General features: G+C 67.0%; 11 protein-coding genes. 6 read left to right on the forward strand and 5 right to left on the reverse strand.

Annotation, left to right across the window (positions count from 1 at the left end):
* Positions 1-4: 4 nt before the first annotated feature.
* A complete protein-coding gene (gene pobA / locus Y958_RS23440; protein ID WP_186291578.1) occupies positions 5-1198 on the reverse strand; it encodes a 4-hydroxybenzoate 3-monooxygenase in 1194 nt (397 codons plus the stop codon).
* Positions 1199-1459: 261 nt separating this feature from the next.
* On the opposite strand from pobA, the gene Y958_RS23445 reads away from it, so the two are divergent.
* Both Y958_RS23445 and Y958_RS23450 read left to right on the forward strand, forming a co-directional pair.
* Positions 1460-2416, forward strand: a complete 957-nt coding sequence (locus tag Y958_RS23445; RefSeq protein ID WP_088874375.1) for a helix-turn-helix domain-containing protein — start codon at positions 1460-1462, stop codon at positions 2414-2416.
* Positions 2417-2573: 157 nt separating this feature from the next.
* A complete protein-coding gene (locus Y958_RS23450) occupies positions 2574-3599 on the forward strand; it encodes an AraC family transcriptional regulator (RefSeq protein WP_088874376.1) in 1026 nt (341 codons plus the stop codon).
* A gap of 80 nt (positions 3600-3679) precedes the next feature.
* Here the strand turns inward: Y958_RS23450 and Y958_RS23455 are convergent, their stop codons facing one another.
* From Y958_RS23455 to Y958_RS23470, 4 genes are all read right to left on the reverse strand, one after another.
* The gene (locus Y958_RS23455; protein WP_088874377.1) at positions 3680-4660 is read right to left on the reverse strand and encodes a PDR/VanB family oxidoreductase; all 981 of its coding nucleotides are present in this window, start codon (positions 4658-4660) and stop codon (positions 3680-3682) included.
* A gap of 15 nt (positions 4661-4675) precedes the next feature.
* Entirely contained in the window at positions 4676-5467 is a 792-nt protein-coding gene (gene ygiD / locus Y958_RS23460) for a 4,5-DOPA-extradiol-dioxygenase (protein ID WP_088874378.1), read from the reverse strand.
* A 145-nt stretch (positions 5468-5612) separates the two neighbouring features.
* Positions 5613-6800 carry an aromatic ring-hydroxylating oxygenase subunit alpha gene (locus Y958_RS23465; RefSeq protein ID WP_088874379.1) on the reverse strand — a complete coding sequence of 396 codons (1188 nt, stop codon included), beginning with the start codon at positions 6798-6800 and terminating at the stop codon, positions 5613-5615.
* A 48-nt stretch (positions 6801-6848) separates the two neighbouring features.
* Positions 6849-7928 (reverse strand): acetamidase/formamidase family protein, encoded by a 1080-nt coding sequence (locus tag Y958_RS23470; protein ID WP_088874380.1) that lies wholly within the window; start codon positions 7926-7928, stop codon positions 6849-6851.
* Positions 7929-8192: 264 nt separating this feature from the next.
* Between Y958_RS23470 and Y958_RS23475 the strand changes: the two genes are divergently transcribed.
* From Y958_RS23475 to Y958_RS23490, 4 genes are all read left to right on the forward strand, one after another.
* Complete coding sequence (locus Y958_RS23475; RefSeq protein ID WP_088874381.1) at positions 8193-9494, forward strand: zinc-binding metallopeptidase family protein; 1302 nt, start codon at positions 8193-8195, stop codon at positions 9492-9494.
* Positions 9495-9508: 14 nt separating this feature from the next.
* The gene (locus Y958_RS23480; RefSeq protein WP_088875195.1) at positions 9509-10882 is read left to right on the forward strand and encodes an amidohydrolase family protein; all 1374 of its coding nucleotides are present in this window, start codon (positions 9509-9511) and stop codon (positions 10880-10882) included.
* Between the two features lie 186 nt (positions 10883-11068).
* The gene (locus Y958_RS23485) at positions 11069-12349 is read left to right on the forward strand and encodes an MFS transporter (RefSeq protein ID WP_186291579.1); all 1281 of its coding nucleotides are present in this window, start codon (positions 11069-11071) and stop codon (positions 12347-12349) included.
* A gap of 252 nt (positions 12350-12601) precedes the next feature.
* Entirely contained in the window at positions 12602-14908 is a 2307-nt protein-coding gene (locus tag Y958_RS23490) for a TonB-dependent receptor (RefSeq protein WP_244909666.1), read from the forward strand.

Consider the following 14908-nt stretch of genomic DNA (forward strand, 5'->3'; position numbering starts at 1 on the left):
GTGGTCAGATGGGCAGCCCCACATAGTTCTCGGCCAGGGCGGTGGCGGCGGCGCGGGAGCTGACGACGTAATCCAGGTCGGCCTCGCGGATGCGATGCTCGAAGGGGCTGGCCGCCTCATCGGTGTGCAGCATGGTGGTCATGTACCAGGAGAAGCGCTCGCCCTTCCAGATGCGGGCCAGGCAGGTGGCGGCATAGGCGTCCAGGCCGGCGCCGTCGCCCTGGGCGTAGAATTTCTCCAGGGCGCGGGACAGCACCAGCACGTCGGCCACGGCCAGGTTCAGACCCTTGGCGCCGGTGGGCGGCACGATGTGGGCGGCGTCGCCCGCCAGGAACAGCCGGCCGTGGCGCATGGTCTCGCAGACGAAGCTGCGCATGGCGATGATGCCCTTCTGGATGATGGGCCCTTCCGTCAGGGTCCAGCCGTCCACCGTCTCCAACCGCTGGTGCAGTTCCGACCAGATGCGCGCGTCGGGCCACAGGGCCATGTCGTCCTTGGGATCGCACTGGATGTACAGGCGCTGGATCTCCGGCGACCGCATGCTCAGCAGGGCGAAGCCCCGATCATGGCGGGCGTAGATCAGCTCATGGTGGGACGGCGGCGCCTCCGTCAGGATGCCCAGCCAGCCATAAGGGTAGATCTTCTGAAACTCCTTGCGCGCCGCGGCCGGGATGGCCTGGCGGCTGGGGCCGTGGAAGCCGTCGCAGCCGGCGATGAAATCGCAGGTCAGCATAGCCGGCGTGCCATCGGCCTGGGCGTAGGTGATGAACGGCCGGTCGCTGACGATGTCATGCAGCGCCACGTCCTTCACGCCGAAATGGATTTCCGCGCCTTGGGCCAGGCGGTGGGCCACCAGGTCCTTGATCACCTCATGCTGGGGATAGACCGTCACCTTCTTGCCGCCGGTCAGCTCCACCATGTCCAGGTGATGGCTTTGCCCCTTGAAGCGCAGGGTGATGCCGGTATGGAAATGGCCCTCGCGCATCATGCGCTCCCCCACGCCCAACTGGTTCATCAGATCGACAGTCCAGTTCTCCAGCACCCCGGCGCGGATGGTGCCCTCGATCTCTTCGCGGCTGCGGGATTCGAGAATGACGCTGGCGATGCCGTGCCGGTGCAGCAGTTCCGACAGGAACAGCCCGGCGGGACCGGCGCCGATGATGCCGACCTGGGTGCGGATCTTGGGTGTTGCGACCATGGGGTGGGCCCTCCCGAGCCTGGGATTCTTATCCTGGACCGCCTGTATCAGGCCGGCCGACCCCGGAACGATAGGGGTGGGCAAGGCCGTCCTGGAATGGACGGGGGTTCACAAAAATTGGATTTTTTCGCAACAATCGCCCAAGATAACCGTCTGCCCACCTAACAGGGCGGGGCACTAGAACCATCGAGCCTATCGATACATGTTATCGGCCATATCGATCTATTCTTGGCATTTTTCCACCACGCCGACGCGGCGGTCATGAGCCGTCCGGACATCCCCGTCTTTTCCCTGTATGGCGAGGCGCCGGCTACGGCCGAGGACCGCTTCCTGCATGTGGAGCTGATTGAGGACCGCAGCAGCTTGGTGGATTGGCGCATCCGCCCGCACCAGCATGGCGACCTGGTGCAGTTCCTGGCCATCCGCGAAGGGGCGGGGCAGGTGCAGGCGGACCAGCGCACCTGGACCTTCGATGGGCCCACCCTGATCTTGGTGCCGGCCGGCGTGGTGCATGGCTTCGCCTTCGCCCGCGGCACCATAGGCTGGGTCGTCACCCTGTCCGACCGCATCCTGCGCGGCTTGGCCCAGCGCGATCCCGCCTTCGCCATTCTGGCCCGGGAACCCTCCTGCCTGGATATGGCGGGGCAGGGGCAGGCCTTCGCCGCCGTGCTGGCCGCCGCCGCCGGCATCCTGGGTGAATTGCGCGGCCAGGGTGCCGGCCACCGCGCGGCGGCGGAGGGGCATATGCTGCTGCTGCTGGCCGCCATGCTGCGGGTGGCGCGCCCGCCCGAGGCGATGAGCACCGCGGCCGGCGGCCGCTCCGGCCAGGTGGCGCTGGTGGCGGCCTTCCGCGCTCTGGTGGAGCGGCACTACCGCAGCCACCGGCCGCTGGACGCTTACCTGACGGAGTTGCGCACCTCCTCCTCCACCCTGCGCGCCGCCTGCCTGGCGGTTACGGGGCGCCCTGCCATCGGCCTGATCCAGGATCGGCTGATGACCGAGGCCAAGCGCCTGATCCTCTACAGCGGCCAGACCATTGCTGCCGTGGCCTATGAACTGGGCTTCGAGGATCCGGCCTACTTCTCCCGTTTTTTCAACAAGCAGAGTGGCGAGGCGCCGCGCGTCTGGCGACGGCGGCTGATGGCGGAATGGCCGGTTGCCGATACCTCCTCGCTGGAACCGCCGGACCCACTGGCGTCCCCGATCGCTGATACGTAAACAACGGCTTGCCGGGGCCCGCGCCTGGCGCATGCGGCCGCCTGCCGGCTAAATGATTTTGATTCTTAACGGTATGGATGTTGCGCTTAATCCGGTAGTCGCGGCCGCCCAGCAGGGGCGGCCTGTCGCCTGACAACACGGGGGCGCGAGGGTTCCGATGACCGCATGGCACTTGATCACCGATCAGTTCCCCGTCGAGCAGCGTCGCGATGTATGGCGCGACGCGCTGGAAAAACTGAAGCTTCCACTGGACCATTTGCCAGAAGATGAAGACTTCTTCGCCAAATTGTTGTGCCTGAAGTCGCCTCTTGGCATCGAATTCGCCCGCATCACTTCCTCACCGCAGGAAATATCCGGCCGTCTGATGAAGAAATTGGACGCCGTTTGGCTGATTGTCTTGATCGAGGGCAGCGCCACCTTGACTCATCCGGGTGGTAAACTGGAGCTGGCGCCGCAGGATATCATCTATGGCCAGACGGGAATCCCCGCCTCATTGTCCTTCAGCACCAAATTCCAGGTCCTGTATGCTCTCATTCCCAAGTCGGCCGTCAACCCTCGATTGATAACGCCGCTATCTTTCGGTGTTTTGCATTTGCCGGGGCGGTCAGGAATTGGGCACGTGCTTTCGGGAATGCTCAAGGCTTTGGCAGAAACATTCGGCACGTTGACCGAAGGTCCGCTGCGGCCCATCGACATGGCGCTGTCGGAGTTCCTGATGACGGCCCTGGCCGACAATCCGCAGGTGCAGACGGCGCGCGGTTCGGCCGGCATCCGCTCCATGGCGCTGCAGCGGATCTGCCAGATCATCGAGACGCGGCTCAGCGATCCCGACCTGACGCTGGAGGATGTGGCCAACGAATATGGCGGCTCCGCCCGCTATCTGCAAAAGCTGTTCAAGGAGGTCGACCAGACCTTCAGCGGCTATGTTCGCAACCGCCGGCTGGAACGTTGCCGGCATGATTTGATCAACCCCACCTTCGCCCATCTCGGCATTTCCCAGATCTGCTTCCGCTGGGGCTTCAACGAGGCGGCGCACTTCAGCCGCGCTTTCCGCGACCGGTATGGCACCACCCCGCGCGCCTATCGCCAGTCGGCGGGCTTGGCTGATAACGACAACGGCGATTTCCAGGTGCCGCCTGGCGCGGGCACGGAGGGTACCGCCGCCCGTCAGTTCGCGGAATAGGGCCGGCCTATAAACGGCGACGGCGCCCCATCTGCGGGGCGCCGTTGGACCTTGCGGCGTTGTGGTCCAGGCAGGGCCTCTTAAAGGTCCACCACCAGCATCTCGCTGACCGCCCGGGAACAGCAGGGGGTGAACAGGTGATTGGCCTTATGCTCCGCCTCCGTCAGGACGCAGTCGCGATGCTCCGGCGTGCCGTCCAGCACACCGGTAATGCAGGCGCCGCACACGCCTTCAGCGCAGGAAATGGGCAGTTCCACATTGGCGCCGGCCAGGGCCTCGGCCGCCGTCTGGTTCGCCATGACGGGGATGACGGCACCGGTGGAGCGCAGGCGCAGCAGGAAGGGGCGGTTGGCCCCGGCATCGGTCCCAGGCTCGGCGGCGAAGCGTTCCAGGTGGATATGGTCGGCCGGCCAGCCCAGGCCCTCGGCCGTGGCGGTGGCTGCGTCCAGCAGGGCGGCGGGACCGCAGAGATAGAGATGGCGCCCCGGGGCGGGTGGGCCGATCAGGACGGCCAGATCGGGCCGCCCTGTTTCCGCCGTCACGTGCAGGTGCAGGTTCCCCGGTCCCACTGCCTGGCGGGCGGCGTTCAGCAAGGCGGCGCGGTCGCGTTGGCGCACCAGGTAATGCAGCGTGACGCCGCCATTCCCCGCCAGGTGCGACGCCATGGACAGCAGGGGCGTGATGCCGATGCCGCCGGCGATCATGACATGCGACGTCGCCCCGGCCGCCAGGGTGAACAGGGCGCGGGGCCGGCGAATGCGCACGGTGTCGCCCGCCGCGACTGTGTCGCACAGGGTGCGCGATCCGCCGCGTCCCTCGGCCTCCCGCTGCACGGCGATGCCATAGCGGCAGGTGTCGGCCGGCGCGCTGTACAGGGAGTACTGGCGCGTCAAGCTGGCGCCGTCCGCTGGCCCCTCCACCGCCACATCAATGTGCGCGCCGGGCTGGAAGGACGGCAGGGGGGCGCCCGCGGGGTCGGCCAGGTCGAACAGGAAGACGTCGCCCCCGTCCCGCACCTTGGCGGTGACGCGCACGGGGAACCAGTCATCGGCGCCGGTCATCGTCCCATACCCCCGTCAGGCGGCCAGGTCGCCGAAGGCGACGGTCAGCATGCTGAGCGATCCGTGTTCCACCCGGTCGTTGACCAGGGTGACGGCATCGCCCGGCTGGCGGGTGCCCAGCACATAGAGGAAGGGCAGGAAATGGTCGGGTGACGGGATGCTGGCTGCGGCGTCCGGCCCGGCCTTCTGGAAGTCGATCATGGGCTGGGGCGTGTCGCTGGCGATGCACTGCTTCACCAGGTCGTTGAAGCGGGCGGCCCAGGGATAGGGCGGGGTGCTGGGGTCCCAGTTCATGCGCCCCAGGTTGTGGACGACATTGCCGGTGCCCACGATCAGCACGCCCTCGTCGCGCAGGGCCGCCAGTCGCCGCCCCACCTCGAAATGGTGGGCGGCCGGCTGGGTTCCGTCCATGCTCAGTTGCACCACGGGAATGTCGGCCTTGGGGAATGCCTTCACCAGCACCGACCAGGTGCCGTGGTCCAGGCCCCATTTCTGGTCCTGGATCACGGGCAGGGGCGCCAGCACCTCCGCCACGCGCTTGGCCAGCTCCGGGCTGCCTGGTGCGGGATAACGCACGTCGAACAGCGCCTGGGGGAAGGCGCCGAAATCATGGATGGTGGGCGGCCGTTCCATGGCCGTCACCGCCGTGCCCCGGGTGTACCAGTGCGCGGAGATGACCAGGATGGCCTTGGGCGCGCCCAGCAGCCGCCCGATCCTGTTCCATTCCCGCGTGCAGACGTTGTCCTCCAGGGCGTTCATGGGGCTGCCATGGCCGAAGAAGATGGTGGGTAGGCGGTTAGTGGTCATTTTCTAGTCCCTCAGGCGGCGGGCACCGGCGTCCGCCGGCTTGCCTTATCCTCGCCTTTCAGTCCGCTACGCTCCCCGAAAGGTCCGGCGGCTGCGGTCGCAGCCTAGCGGCACGAGATGGACCTCATGCCGCACTTTATCAGGTTCAGGCGGTGGGCTTCACGCGGGCCCAAGTGTCCTGGTAGCGGCGCACCAGCCAGCCGTTGAATTCCCGCTGCGCCTGTTCCTGCCAGGAATAGCGGCCGCGGATGGCGTGGCGGGAGCGCAGGCCCACCTGCACCATCTCATCCACATGCAGATCCTGGGCGATGATGGCGGCGGTGGAATGCTTGTTCATCGCCAGCTTGTCGTCGAACAGCGGATCCTCCATCGCGCCCGGCGCCACCAGATAGCCCTGATCCATCAGGTGCGTCTCCGCCCCGTCCGCCCGCAGGATCAGGTAGATGATCATGTCGCTGGTGATGACCAGGGACAGGGTGGGCGGCACGTTGACGAACAGCATGCGGTTGCGCTCCGCCTCCCCCAGCGCGGGGAAGACCGGCAGGATGGCCTTCTGCGTGGGGTTGAAGCTGGCGTCGGCGTGCAGGGTGCCGTTGGTGCGGTAATAGCCCGCCGTGTCGGCCGGCAGGTCGTCGGGAAAGGCGGCGAGGCGCGAGGGCACGAAGTCATGCAGGGCGCCGCCGTGCAGGCGGTTGGCGTGATAGCCGTCGTTGTTGTTCTCGAACATCACCTTCCAGTTCCAGGGGAACTTGATGTCCCGATCCGGGGCCGGGCCGTTCAGCGTCGCCATGGAATAGGGCGCCATCACCCCCTCCAGCGCCGCCAGCCGGGGGGCCAGGGCGGGGGCGTCCAGATCGAAGTTGACGAAGATGAAGCCGTGCCAGACCTCGACCTTGAACTGGGGAAGCTTGATGTCCTTCTTGTCGAAGTTACAGGTTTTCTCCATGGCCGGCGCGCCGATCAGCTGGCCGTCCAGCCCGTAGGACCAGTGGTGGTAGGGGCACAGGAAGGCGCGGGTGTTGCCCTGCCCCTCCGCCACCAGCATGGCGCGGTGCTGGCAGACGCTGGACATGGCGCGGATCACGCCGTCCCGGCCACGCGCCACCACGATGGGTTCATCGATGATGCTGGTGGTGAAGTAGTCGCCCGTCTCCTTCACCCAGGATTCCCGCCCCACGCATAGCCATTCGTGATTGAACAGCGCCTCTTTCTCGAACTCATAGAATTCGCGGTCTGTGTAGCACAGCGGCGGCAAGGTCTCCGCCGCCTCCACGCCCAGGGCCGAACTGTCCAGGCCGCTGAAAAAGGCGTCATTCAGGAAAGAGTGCTTCATCGTTTGAACCCCCACGCCATGCCCCTTGTTTGTCTGATCGTCGCGGCGTCAGTCCTCGCGCGGCGGGAACACGCCGCGGGGAATGCGCACATGGATGCCCTGGGTGCCATCTACCACCTGGGTAACGCCAAAGTCGGCGGCGATGCTCATCAGCGAATAGGCGTCGTCGCGGCTCAGGTTCTGCTGCTCGGTCAGCAGCTTCAGCATGTCGACCGAGGCGTTGCGCATGGCCACGTTCAGGTCGGGGTCGAAGCCGTGGACGATCCAGCAGTCTGGCGTTTCCAGCAGCGGAGAGGGGAAGCGGAAGTCCTTGCGCAGGAAGACCTGGAACATGACGTTCAGCGACGCCTCGATGGCGGTCCCGCTCAACTCGCCATCGCCCTGCGAGACGTGCGGGTCGCCGATGGAGAACAGCGCGCCGTCGACCTGGACGGGATAGTACATCGTGGCGCCGGCGCCGATGCGCCAGTTGTCGATGTTGCCGCCGTGCAGGCCGGGCGGGATGGTGCTGACGCGGCCGGCCACGTCCGGTGCCACGCCGGCCGTGCCCAGGTGCGGGCGCACCGGCACGCGCACGCCGGGCAGGGCCTGCTGCCGGTCGCATTCCGGGCAGTTGGTGATCTTGCCCGGCACGTCGTAGCGGCCGGGAAAGTCATAGGCGTAGAGGGCGTGGGCCTGCTGGCTCATGGCGTCGATCTCATAGATCGTCACCCGCTCCTTCTCCCCCATTTCCTTGAACAGGTGGCCCCAGTTGGCCGCCAGGTTGGAGCCGTAGCGGGTGCGGGGCGTCATCTTCAGGTAATGGACCTCCAGCATGTCGCCGGGCTTGGCGCCCTCGACATAAATGGGGCCGGTCATGATGTGGACGCCCGGGTTGCGGTCGGCCTCGGGGATTTCCTTGAAGATGCGGGCCACCGCCTCGTCCATCATCAGGTCCGGCGCGTCGCCGGCGTGGTGGGTGATGGCCTCGGCCTGGATGATGTCGCCGCTCTTGACCGTCAGGGCCGGCGCCTGGTCGGGGGTGAAATAGCCCCAATGCACGGTGCGCGGCGTGGCCGGCAGCAGGTGCAGCGTCGGCCGGATCTTGTGCCGTTCCGCCGCAGCGGCGCGATCCAATTGAACGGTCATGGGTCCCCCTGGTTCAAGCGTCGGGGCGGCCCCGCCGGGGGCGCCCTCATGGGGAAAACCTTAGGGCCGCCCGGTGCGGCGATCTTGCCTGCACGCGCATGGCCGCTTTCGTCAGCACGCCGCCGCCGTCCCATGGCTCCGCCCGGGCAAGCTTTCATGCGTTAATCGGCAAGAGCGGGGGGAACGGGGCCGCCTATGATCCCCCCTCGACAGCACCCGCGCACAGGGGCGGGGCCAGGCAAAGCATGGGGCAGGGGATAGGGCATGACGACGCACGACACGGCGCTGGCGGTTTCCGATGATGAGGCCGCTGCCATCACCAGGGCCATCGACCGGGACGAGCTGGTGAAACTGGTGCTGGACCTGTGCGGCATCCCCTCGCCCATGCGGCAGGAGCGCCGGGCCGGCGAATTCGTCCACGGCTGGATGGCGGAGAACGGCTTCGCCCCGCGCAAGGCCGGGCTGATGGAACACCGCTTCAACGTCATCGGCACCTATGGCGGCAAGGGCGACGGACCCAACCTGCTGTTCACCAGCCACCTCGACACCGAAAGCCCGTTTTATGATGAGACGGACCAGTACACCTATCGCCCGGAAACGGTGGCGGATCCGCAATGGCTGGGTGTCTGGCTGGAGGGGGAAACCTTCTTCGGCCATGCCGTGGGCAACGACCGCGGCCCCATGGCCTGCTTCCTGATGGCGGCCAAGGCCCTGAAGAAGGCGGGCATCGACCTCAGCGGCCTCATGTACCTGACCGCCTGCCCGGGCGAGATTGGCCCCGAACCGGCGGAGGAGCGGGGCGGCGTCGATTATCTGGGCAAGGAACTGGGCGCTTGCTACCTGATGTCCCACGGCGGGGTGGCGCCGGACTACGTCATCTCGGCCGAGGGCACGGACTTCGGCGTCAACTGGACGGCGTGCGGCTATGCCGACTTCCGCGTCACGATTTATGGCCAGGGGGTGTTCACGCCCCTGCTGACCCATCCCGAAGCCCTGGCCGACCATCCCAGCCCCCTGGTCAAGGTGGCGCCGGCCATCGAGATCATCCAGCGCTGGGCGCGGGAGTATGAGGTCAAGCACCGGTACGAGGGGCCGGGCGGTACCGCCGTGCCCAAGGTGCAGATCGGCGCCATCCGGGGCGGCACGCCGCAGGCCATGGGGGCGGCGAGCGAGGTGTGCAACGTCTATGTCCAGGTGGCGCTGACCCCGGTGCAGACCATCGCCGCCGTGGATCGCGACCTGAAGCGCGCCTTCCGAGAGGCCGGCTTCGGCGACGTCAAGATCCAACCCTACACCGTGCGCCATGGCTTCACCGCCGACCCGGACGCGGTGCGGCCGTTGCGGATGGCACTGGACCATGCCCATGGCCGCGTGCGGGGCGGGCCGCAGCCCATCAGCAATTCCGTCTATTCCAGCATGTGGCGCGACCACAACGTCTTCAACATGAACCGCATCCCGTCCGTGACCATGGGGCCGCGCCGCTGGCGGCCCAGCATCGACGACCTGGTGGACTGCACGCGCCTGTACGCCATGGCGGCGTTGGCGCTGTGCGGCCGGGCGCCGTGAGGCGGGATGCCGGCATGCCGGTGCCGGACCTGCTGGTGCTGGGCGGCGACGTCGTCACCATGGACGCCAGCCGCACGGTCTGGTGCCAGGGCGGGGTGGCGATCGCCGACGGCGGGATCATCGCCGTGGACAAGGCCGAGGCGCTGCGGGCGCGCTGGCCGGCGGCAGCGGTGCTGGAGGCCGGCGGCGGCCTGATCACGCCGGGCCTGGTCAACGCGCACCAGCATCTGACGGGGGACCCGCTGGTGCGCAGCCTGATCCCCGACCGGCAGTCGTCGGACGAGTCCATTTTCGGCTGGGCGGTGCCCATCCATGGCGCACACACCGCCGATGATGATGAGCTGTCGGCCACGCTCACCGCCGTGGAATCCCTGAAATACGGCACCACCACGCTGGTGGAGGCCGGCACCGTGGCCCATCCCTTCCGCGTGGCTGCCGGCTTGGCCCGCGCCGGGATTCGGGCAGCGGTGGGCTGCTGGGGCTGGGACGTTTCCGACGCCCCCTACGCCGCGCCGACGGATGAGGTGCTGGCCCGCCAGGCGGCCGTGCTGGATGGTCTGCCGCGAGGCGGGCTGGTGGAGGGGTGGGTGACCCTGGTGGGGCATGACCTCGCCAGCGATGCCCTGCTGGCCGGTGCCGCCGAGCTGGCACGCCGGCGGGGCGTGGGCATGACCATGCACATCTCCCCCACCGAGGCCGATGGGGCGGCCTATCTGCGACGGTCGGGCCGGCGGCCGCTGCTGCACCTTGCCGACCTGGGCGTGCTGGGTCCGCACCTGCTGCTGTCACATGCCGTCTGGCTGGACGATGCCGAGATGGACGCCCTGCTGGCCAGCGACACGGCCGTGGCCTATTGCCCTTGGGCCTATCTGCGTCTGGCCCAGGGCGTCAGCCGGGCTGGGCGCCATGCGGAGATGGTCTTGCGCGGCGGGCGGGTGGCGCTGGGTTGTGACGCGCCCAACGCCGGCGACCTGCCGGACATCCACCGGGCCGCCGCCCTGGCCGCCGGCCTGGCCCGGGACATGAGCTTGGACGCCTATCGTTTCGGTGCCGATACGGCCTTCGCCCTGGCCACCATCGGCGGGGCGCGGGCCATCGGCATGGCCGACCGCATCGGCTCGCTGGAGGTGGGCAAGCGGGCCGATCTGGTGGTGCACGATCCCCGTTCCGCCCCCTTTCTTGTGATGGGCGATCCCGCCCTGCATCTGGTGTGGGGCACCGACGGCCGTTCCGTCCGCGACGTGGTGGTCGACGGCCGTATCGTCGTGCGGGAAGGGCGCTGCCTGACGGTGGATGAGGACGCCCTGCGGCAGCAGGCGCGCGCATCTCAGGCGGCGCTGCTGAGTCGCGCCGGCCTGACCCCGCGCCCGGTGTGGCCCTCACGCTGATTGGTTAATTTTCAGGCAAATTTAAGATCGCTGTTTTTTTAGGCGATAGAACCGTTAAGTGTGCCTATCATCACAGTGGGCAAACGTTTTCGGCATGAATTTGTTCGCCTGTTGGCAAGCGCGGCGACCGCATCGGCTGATAGCGTTTCGGTGATGACTTACACCCATGAGCCGGGGAGTTTCCTGATGCGGCGAGAGTGGTTGGTCTTGGCGGCGGTGTCGTTGAGCTTCTTTTTCCTCAACGCTGCGACGTTCGCCTCGCTGGGCGTGGTGCTCTACACCATGGTCGGCGAACTGCACTGGTCCTTCAAGGCGGCCGGTTTCAGTTTCTCCCTGCTGGGCATCGCCTGCGGCTTGTCCAGCGTCTTCCCCACCACGCTGATGAAGCGCATCGGCCCCCGCTACACCATGGCCCTGGGTGGGCTGGTGCTGGTGGCGGCCTATATGCTGGCCTCGTACACCCACGGCCTGCTGGCCTTCTACGCGGCCATGCTGCTGCTGGGCCTGGGCTATTCACTGACCGGCAACGTGCCGGCCATCTATGCCATCGCCTGCTGGTTCCCGCGCCGTTCGGCCCGCATGATCGGCCTTTACCTCATGATCGGCGCCTTCGGCGGCGTGGTGGGGCCCCCGCTGGCCCGCGCCATCGTCGCGTTCAGCGCGGACTGGCGCGTCTACTGGATGGAGATGGCCGGCGTCGCCGTGGCCGTCACCCTGGTCAACCTGCTGTGCCTGCGCGACCGCGCCATTGAGGCCGATCCGCCGGCGGGTGCCAAGGGGGCGCCTGCGAGCCCGGCAGAAATCGCCGCGACGGGCTGGACGTACCGCAGCGCCATCGCCACGCCGCAGTTCCTGGCCGTTGCCGCCTCCATGACCATGACCATGGCCTGCGTCACCACCATCAACAGCGTGGCGCTGAACCATCTGGGCATCCTGGGCGTGGCGCCCGACACGGCGGCTTTCGCGCTGGCCGCCATGGCCCTGGTCATGACGGTGGCCAAGGGCGTGGCCGGTCCGCTGTGCGAGATCATGTCCACCCGGCGGCTGCTGGTCCTGGGCCTGGCGCTGCAGGTGGTGGGCATCGCCCTGTTCGCCCATGCCGGCACCCTGGTCGGCATCGGCGCCTTCGCGCTGGCCTTCGGCATCGGCTGGGGTGTGGCCTACCTGGCCGCCAGCGTCCTGCTGCTGGAATATTTCGGCAAGGACATCGGGTCCCAGGTGCTGGGCATGGTGTGGACCATCACCACCGTGGCGGCGGCGGGGCCGGTGGCGGCCGGCGCCATCGCCGACCAGATCGGCACCTTCGCCCCCATCTTCTATCTTTACGCCGTGCTGATGGTGGCGGCCATCGTTCCCCTGATGCTGCTGGGGCGGCCGATGCTGGCCGGCACCGGCCCTTTCGCCCGGCGAGGGGCCGAGCCGGATGACGGGTCCCAGGGCGCCGTCGCCCAAGTGCCCGCAAGCTGAACACGTTTAAAGAATAACAACATTAAATCTGGCGATGTGGGCGCCACCCGTGGCAAAGGCTGCGGGTGGTGCCCGCGCGTCTGGCGGTAAAAGCAAAATAATGGACTGTGGCAGGGGTGCATGGTGGGCATGGGGAATGGTGAATTCAGGCAAATTCCCGGGCGTCCTGTAACAAGAATACTTCGCGGGATGCCCGCATGCTTGTCCTCAAGACGATGCACATCGTCATCTACCAAAGAATGGGGGTCGGGCATGTTGAGAGATGTGAAGCTGCGCTATTGGCAAGGATTCCTGGCGGCCGCGATGATGACGGCCGCCTCCGCCTACGCCCAAACCCCGCCGGCCCCCGTGGACGCCCCGGCCGGTGCCGCCGGCGACGCCGAGCTGGACGCGCTGGAACCCATCATCGTCACGGCGGAGAAGCGCCAGGTCGACCTGCAGAAGGCCGCGCTGTCCGTCACCGCCGTTTCCGCCGACACGCTGGAAAAGGGCAACGTCACCGGGCCGCTGGGCCTGAACGGCTATGTCCCGGGCCTGCAGATCACCCCCAGCGGCGGGTCTGAGGTCATCGTCTCCATCCGCGGCGTGGGCTCGCAGACGCCGGAGAACTTCTTCACCCAGCCGGGCGTCTCCTTCCATATCGACAACGTCTACATCCCCAACAACATCGCGCTGAACCTAGGCTTCCTGGACGTGGACCATGTCGAGGTGCTGCGCGGGCCGCAGGGCACCGTGTTCGGGCAAAGCTCCACCGGTGGCGCCATCAACGTCATCAGCAAGCAGCCGGAGCTGGGCAAGCTGTCGGGCGACGCGACCGCCACCTTCGGCAACTACAGCTATGCCATGGGCAAGGCCGCGCTGAACGTGCCGGTGGGCGACACGGCCGCCATTCGCGCCGTGGTGCAGAAGACCAGCCACGATGGCTATTCCACCGCCACGGGCGTGCCCGGCGGCTATGACCTGGATGACGCCAACAACGTGAACTACAAGCTGTCGGGCCTGTGGCAGCCGACCGACAACCTGACCGTCACCCTGACGGGCCAGCATTTCGACGACGACCACCATGGGGCTGCCCTGAAGGCGCTGGACGATCCCAACAGCGACCCGCGCCAGGTGACGCAGGACTATCCGGCCAAGTTCAAGCTGGCCATGGATGTCGACACGCTGACGGTCAACTATTCCCTGCCGTTCGCCAACCTGAAGTCCATCAGCAGCTATCAGTACATGGATGCCAAGCAGTCGTTCGACAGCGACCGCAGCACCGTGGCGCTGTTCGGCGGCTATGACACCGTGGCGGCCTGGAACACCAAGAGCCGCGCGATCATGGAGGAGGTGACGCTCAGCTCCAATCCCGGGACCGACCTGGAGTGGATCGGCGGCGTCTTCTACATGCATTCCCACAGCAGCCAGTACGTGGTGGAATACAAGGGCACCAACGGCAGCGATCCCACGCCGGTGCTGCCCACCAACACCTCGCCGGCCGCCCTGCCAGCCAACCTCAGCTATGAGAACCTGTCGTCGGTGGACCGCGACAGCGTGGCGCCCTTCGTGCAGGCGACCTATCACCTGACCGACCGGCTGCGCCTCACCGGCGGCGTGCGCTACAATGTCGACCAGTATGACGGCTGGGGCTCCGACTACTATGGCAAGCCGTCGCCCCGCTCCACCAACGTCTACGCCCTGACCGGTAAGGCCGAGACCGACTTCGACCTGACGCCGGACAACATGGTCTATGCCAGCTGGTCGCGCGGCTATAAGCCCGGCGGCGTCAATACCGGCACCACCAGCGCTATGGTCGTCTCCGGCAGCTATGACAAGGAAACGGTGGACAGCTTCGAACTGGGGTCCAAGAACCGCTTCCTGGCCAACCACCTGAACGTCAACCTGTCGGCCTTCTACTCCAAATACAATAACATGCAGTACATTGAGGAGGATCCGGTGCCCTACAGCGGCGGCATCGGCAACATCCCCCAGGTGAACATGTGGGGTGCGGAGGTCGAGGCGAAGTACCGCCTGCTGGATAACCGGCTGGAGCTGGGCGCCAACCTGACCCTGATGGATGGCGAGATCCCAGACAGCTATCTGGCGCTGGACCGGCGCCTGGCCGATGCGGCCGCTGCCAAGGCCGTGGCCGCCGGCGTGACATATCCTTATAGTGCTCAGTGGTTCGCCATCCGTGCCGCCCAGTCCATCAACGTCAAGGGCAACACCCCGCCCGACATGCCGGGTGCCGCCGGTGGCGTCAACGCCAGCTGGCAGCAAACCCTGGGCGCATACGGTACCCTGGTGTCGCGGGCCGAGCTGCTGTTCCGCAGCGACTACCAGGCGCGGGTGTTCAACGAGGCCGGGACCGATCACGTGCCGTCGTACAGCCAGGTGAACCTGTTCTTCGAATACACCCCGCAAAGCGGGCCGTGGCGGGCCACCTTCACCGTCACCAACCTGCTGGACCGGGCCGGTATCTCCGGGCGCTACACCGACCCTTACGGCAGCGGCGTGGTCAGCAACCAGTACATCCCGCCGCGCCAGATGCTGTTCAGCGTCAATTACTCGTTCTAA

The sequence above is a fragment of the Nitrospirillum viridazoti CBAmc genome (assembly GCF_000730165.1).
Taxonomy (GTDB): Bacteria; Pseudomonadota; Alphaproteobacteria; order Azospirillales; family Azospirillaceae; genus Nitrospirillum; species Nitrospirillum viridazoti.

Excerpts from the sequence above, each read along its gene's own strand:
- pobA (WP_186291578.1), bottom strand. The coding sequence starts at position 1,198 with ATGGTCGCAACACCCAAGATCCGCACCCAGGTCGGCATCATCGGCGCC.
- Y958_RS23445 (WP_088874375.1), top strand. The coding sequence starts at position 1,460 with ATGAGCCGTCCGGACATCCCCGTCTTTTCCCTGTATGGCGAGGCGCCG.
- Y958_RS23450 (WP_088874376.1), top strand. The coding sequence starts at position 2,574 with ATGACCGCATGGCACTTGATCACCGATCAGTTCCCCGTCGAGCAGCGT.
- Y958_RS23455 (WP_088874377.1), bottom strand. The coding sequence starts at position 4,660 with ATGACCGGCGCCGATGACTGGTTCCCCGTGCGCGTCACCGCCAAGGTG.
- ygiD (WP_088874378.1), bottom strand. The coding sequence starts at position 5,467 with ATGACCACTAACCGCCTACCCACCATCTTCTTCGGCCATGGCAGCCCC.
- Y958_RS23465 (WP_088874379.1), bottom strand. The coding sequence starts at position 6,800 with ATGAAGCACTCTTTCCTGAATGACGCCTTTTTCAGCGGCCTGGACAGT.
- Y958_RS23470 (WP_088874380.1), bottom strand. The coding sequence starts at position 7,928 with ATGACCGTTCAATTGGATCGCGCCGCTGCGGCGGAACGGCACAAGATC.
- Y958_RS23475 (WP_088874381.1), top strand. The coding sequence starts at position 8,193 with ATGACGACGCACGACACGGCGCTGGCGGTTTCCGATGATGAGGCCGCT.
- Y958_RS23480 (WP_088875195.1), top strand. The coding sequence starts at position 9,509 with ATGCCGGTGCCGGACCTGCTGGTGCTGGGCGGCGACGTCGTCACCATG.
- Y958_RS23485 (WP_186291579.1), top strand. The coding sequence starts at position 11,069 with ATGCGGCGAGAGTGGTTGGTCTTGGCGGCGGTGTCGTTGAGCTTCTTT.
- Y958_RS23490 (WP_244909666.1), top strand. The coding sequence starts at position 12,602 with ATGTTGAGAGATGTGAAGCTGCGCTATTGGCAAGGATTCCTGGCGGCC.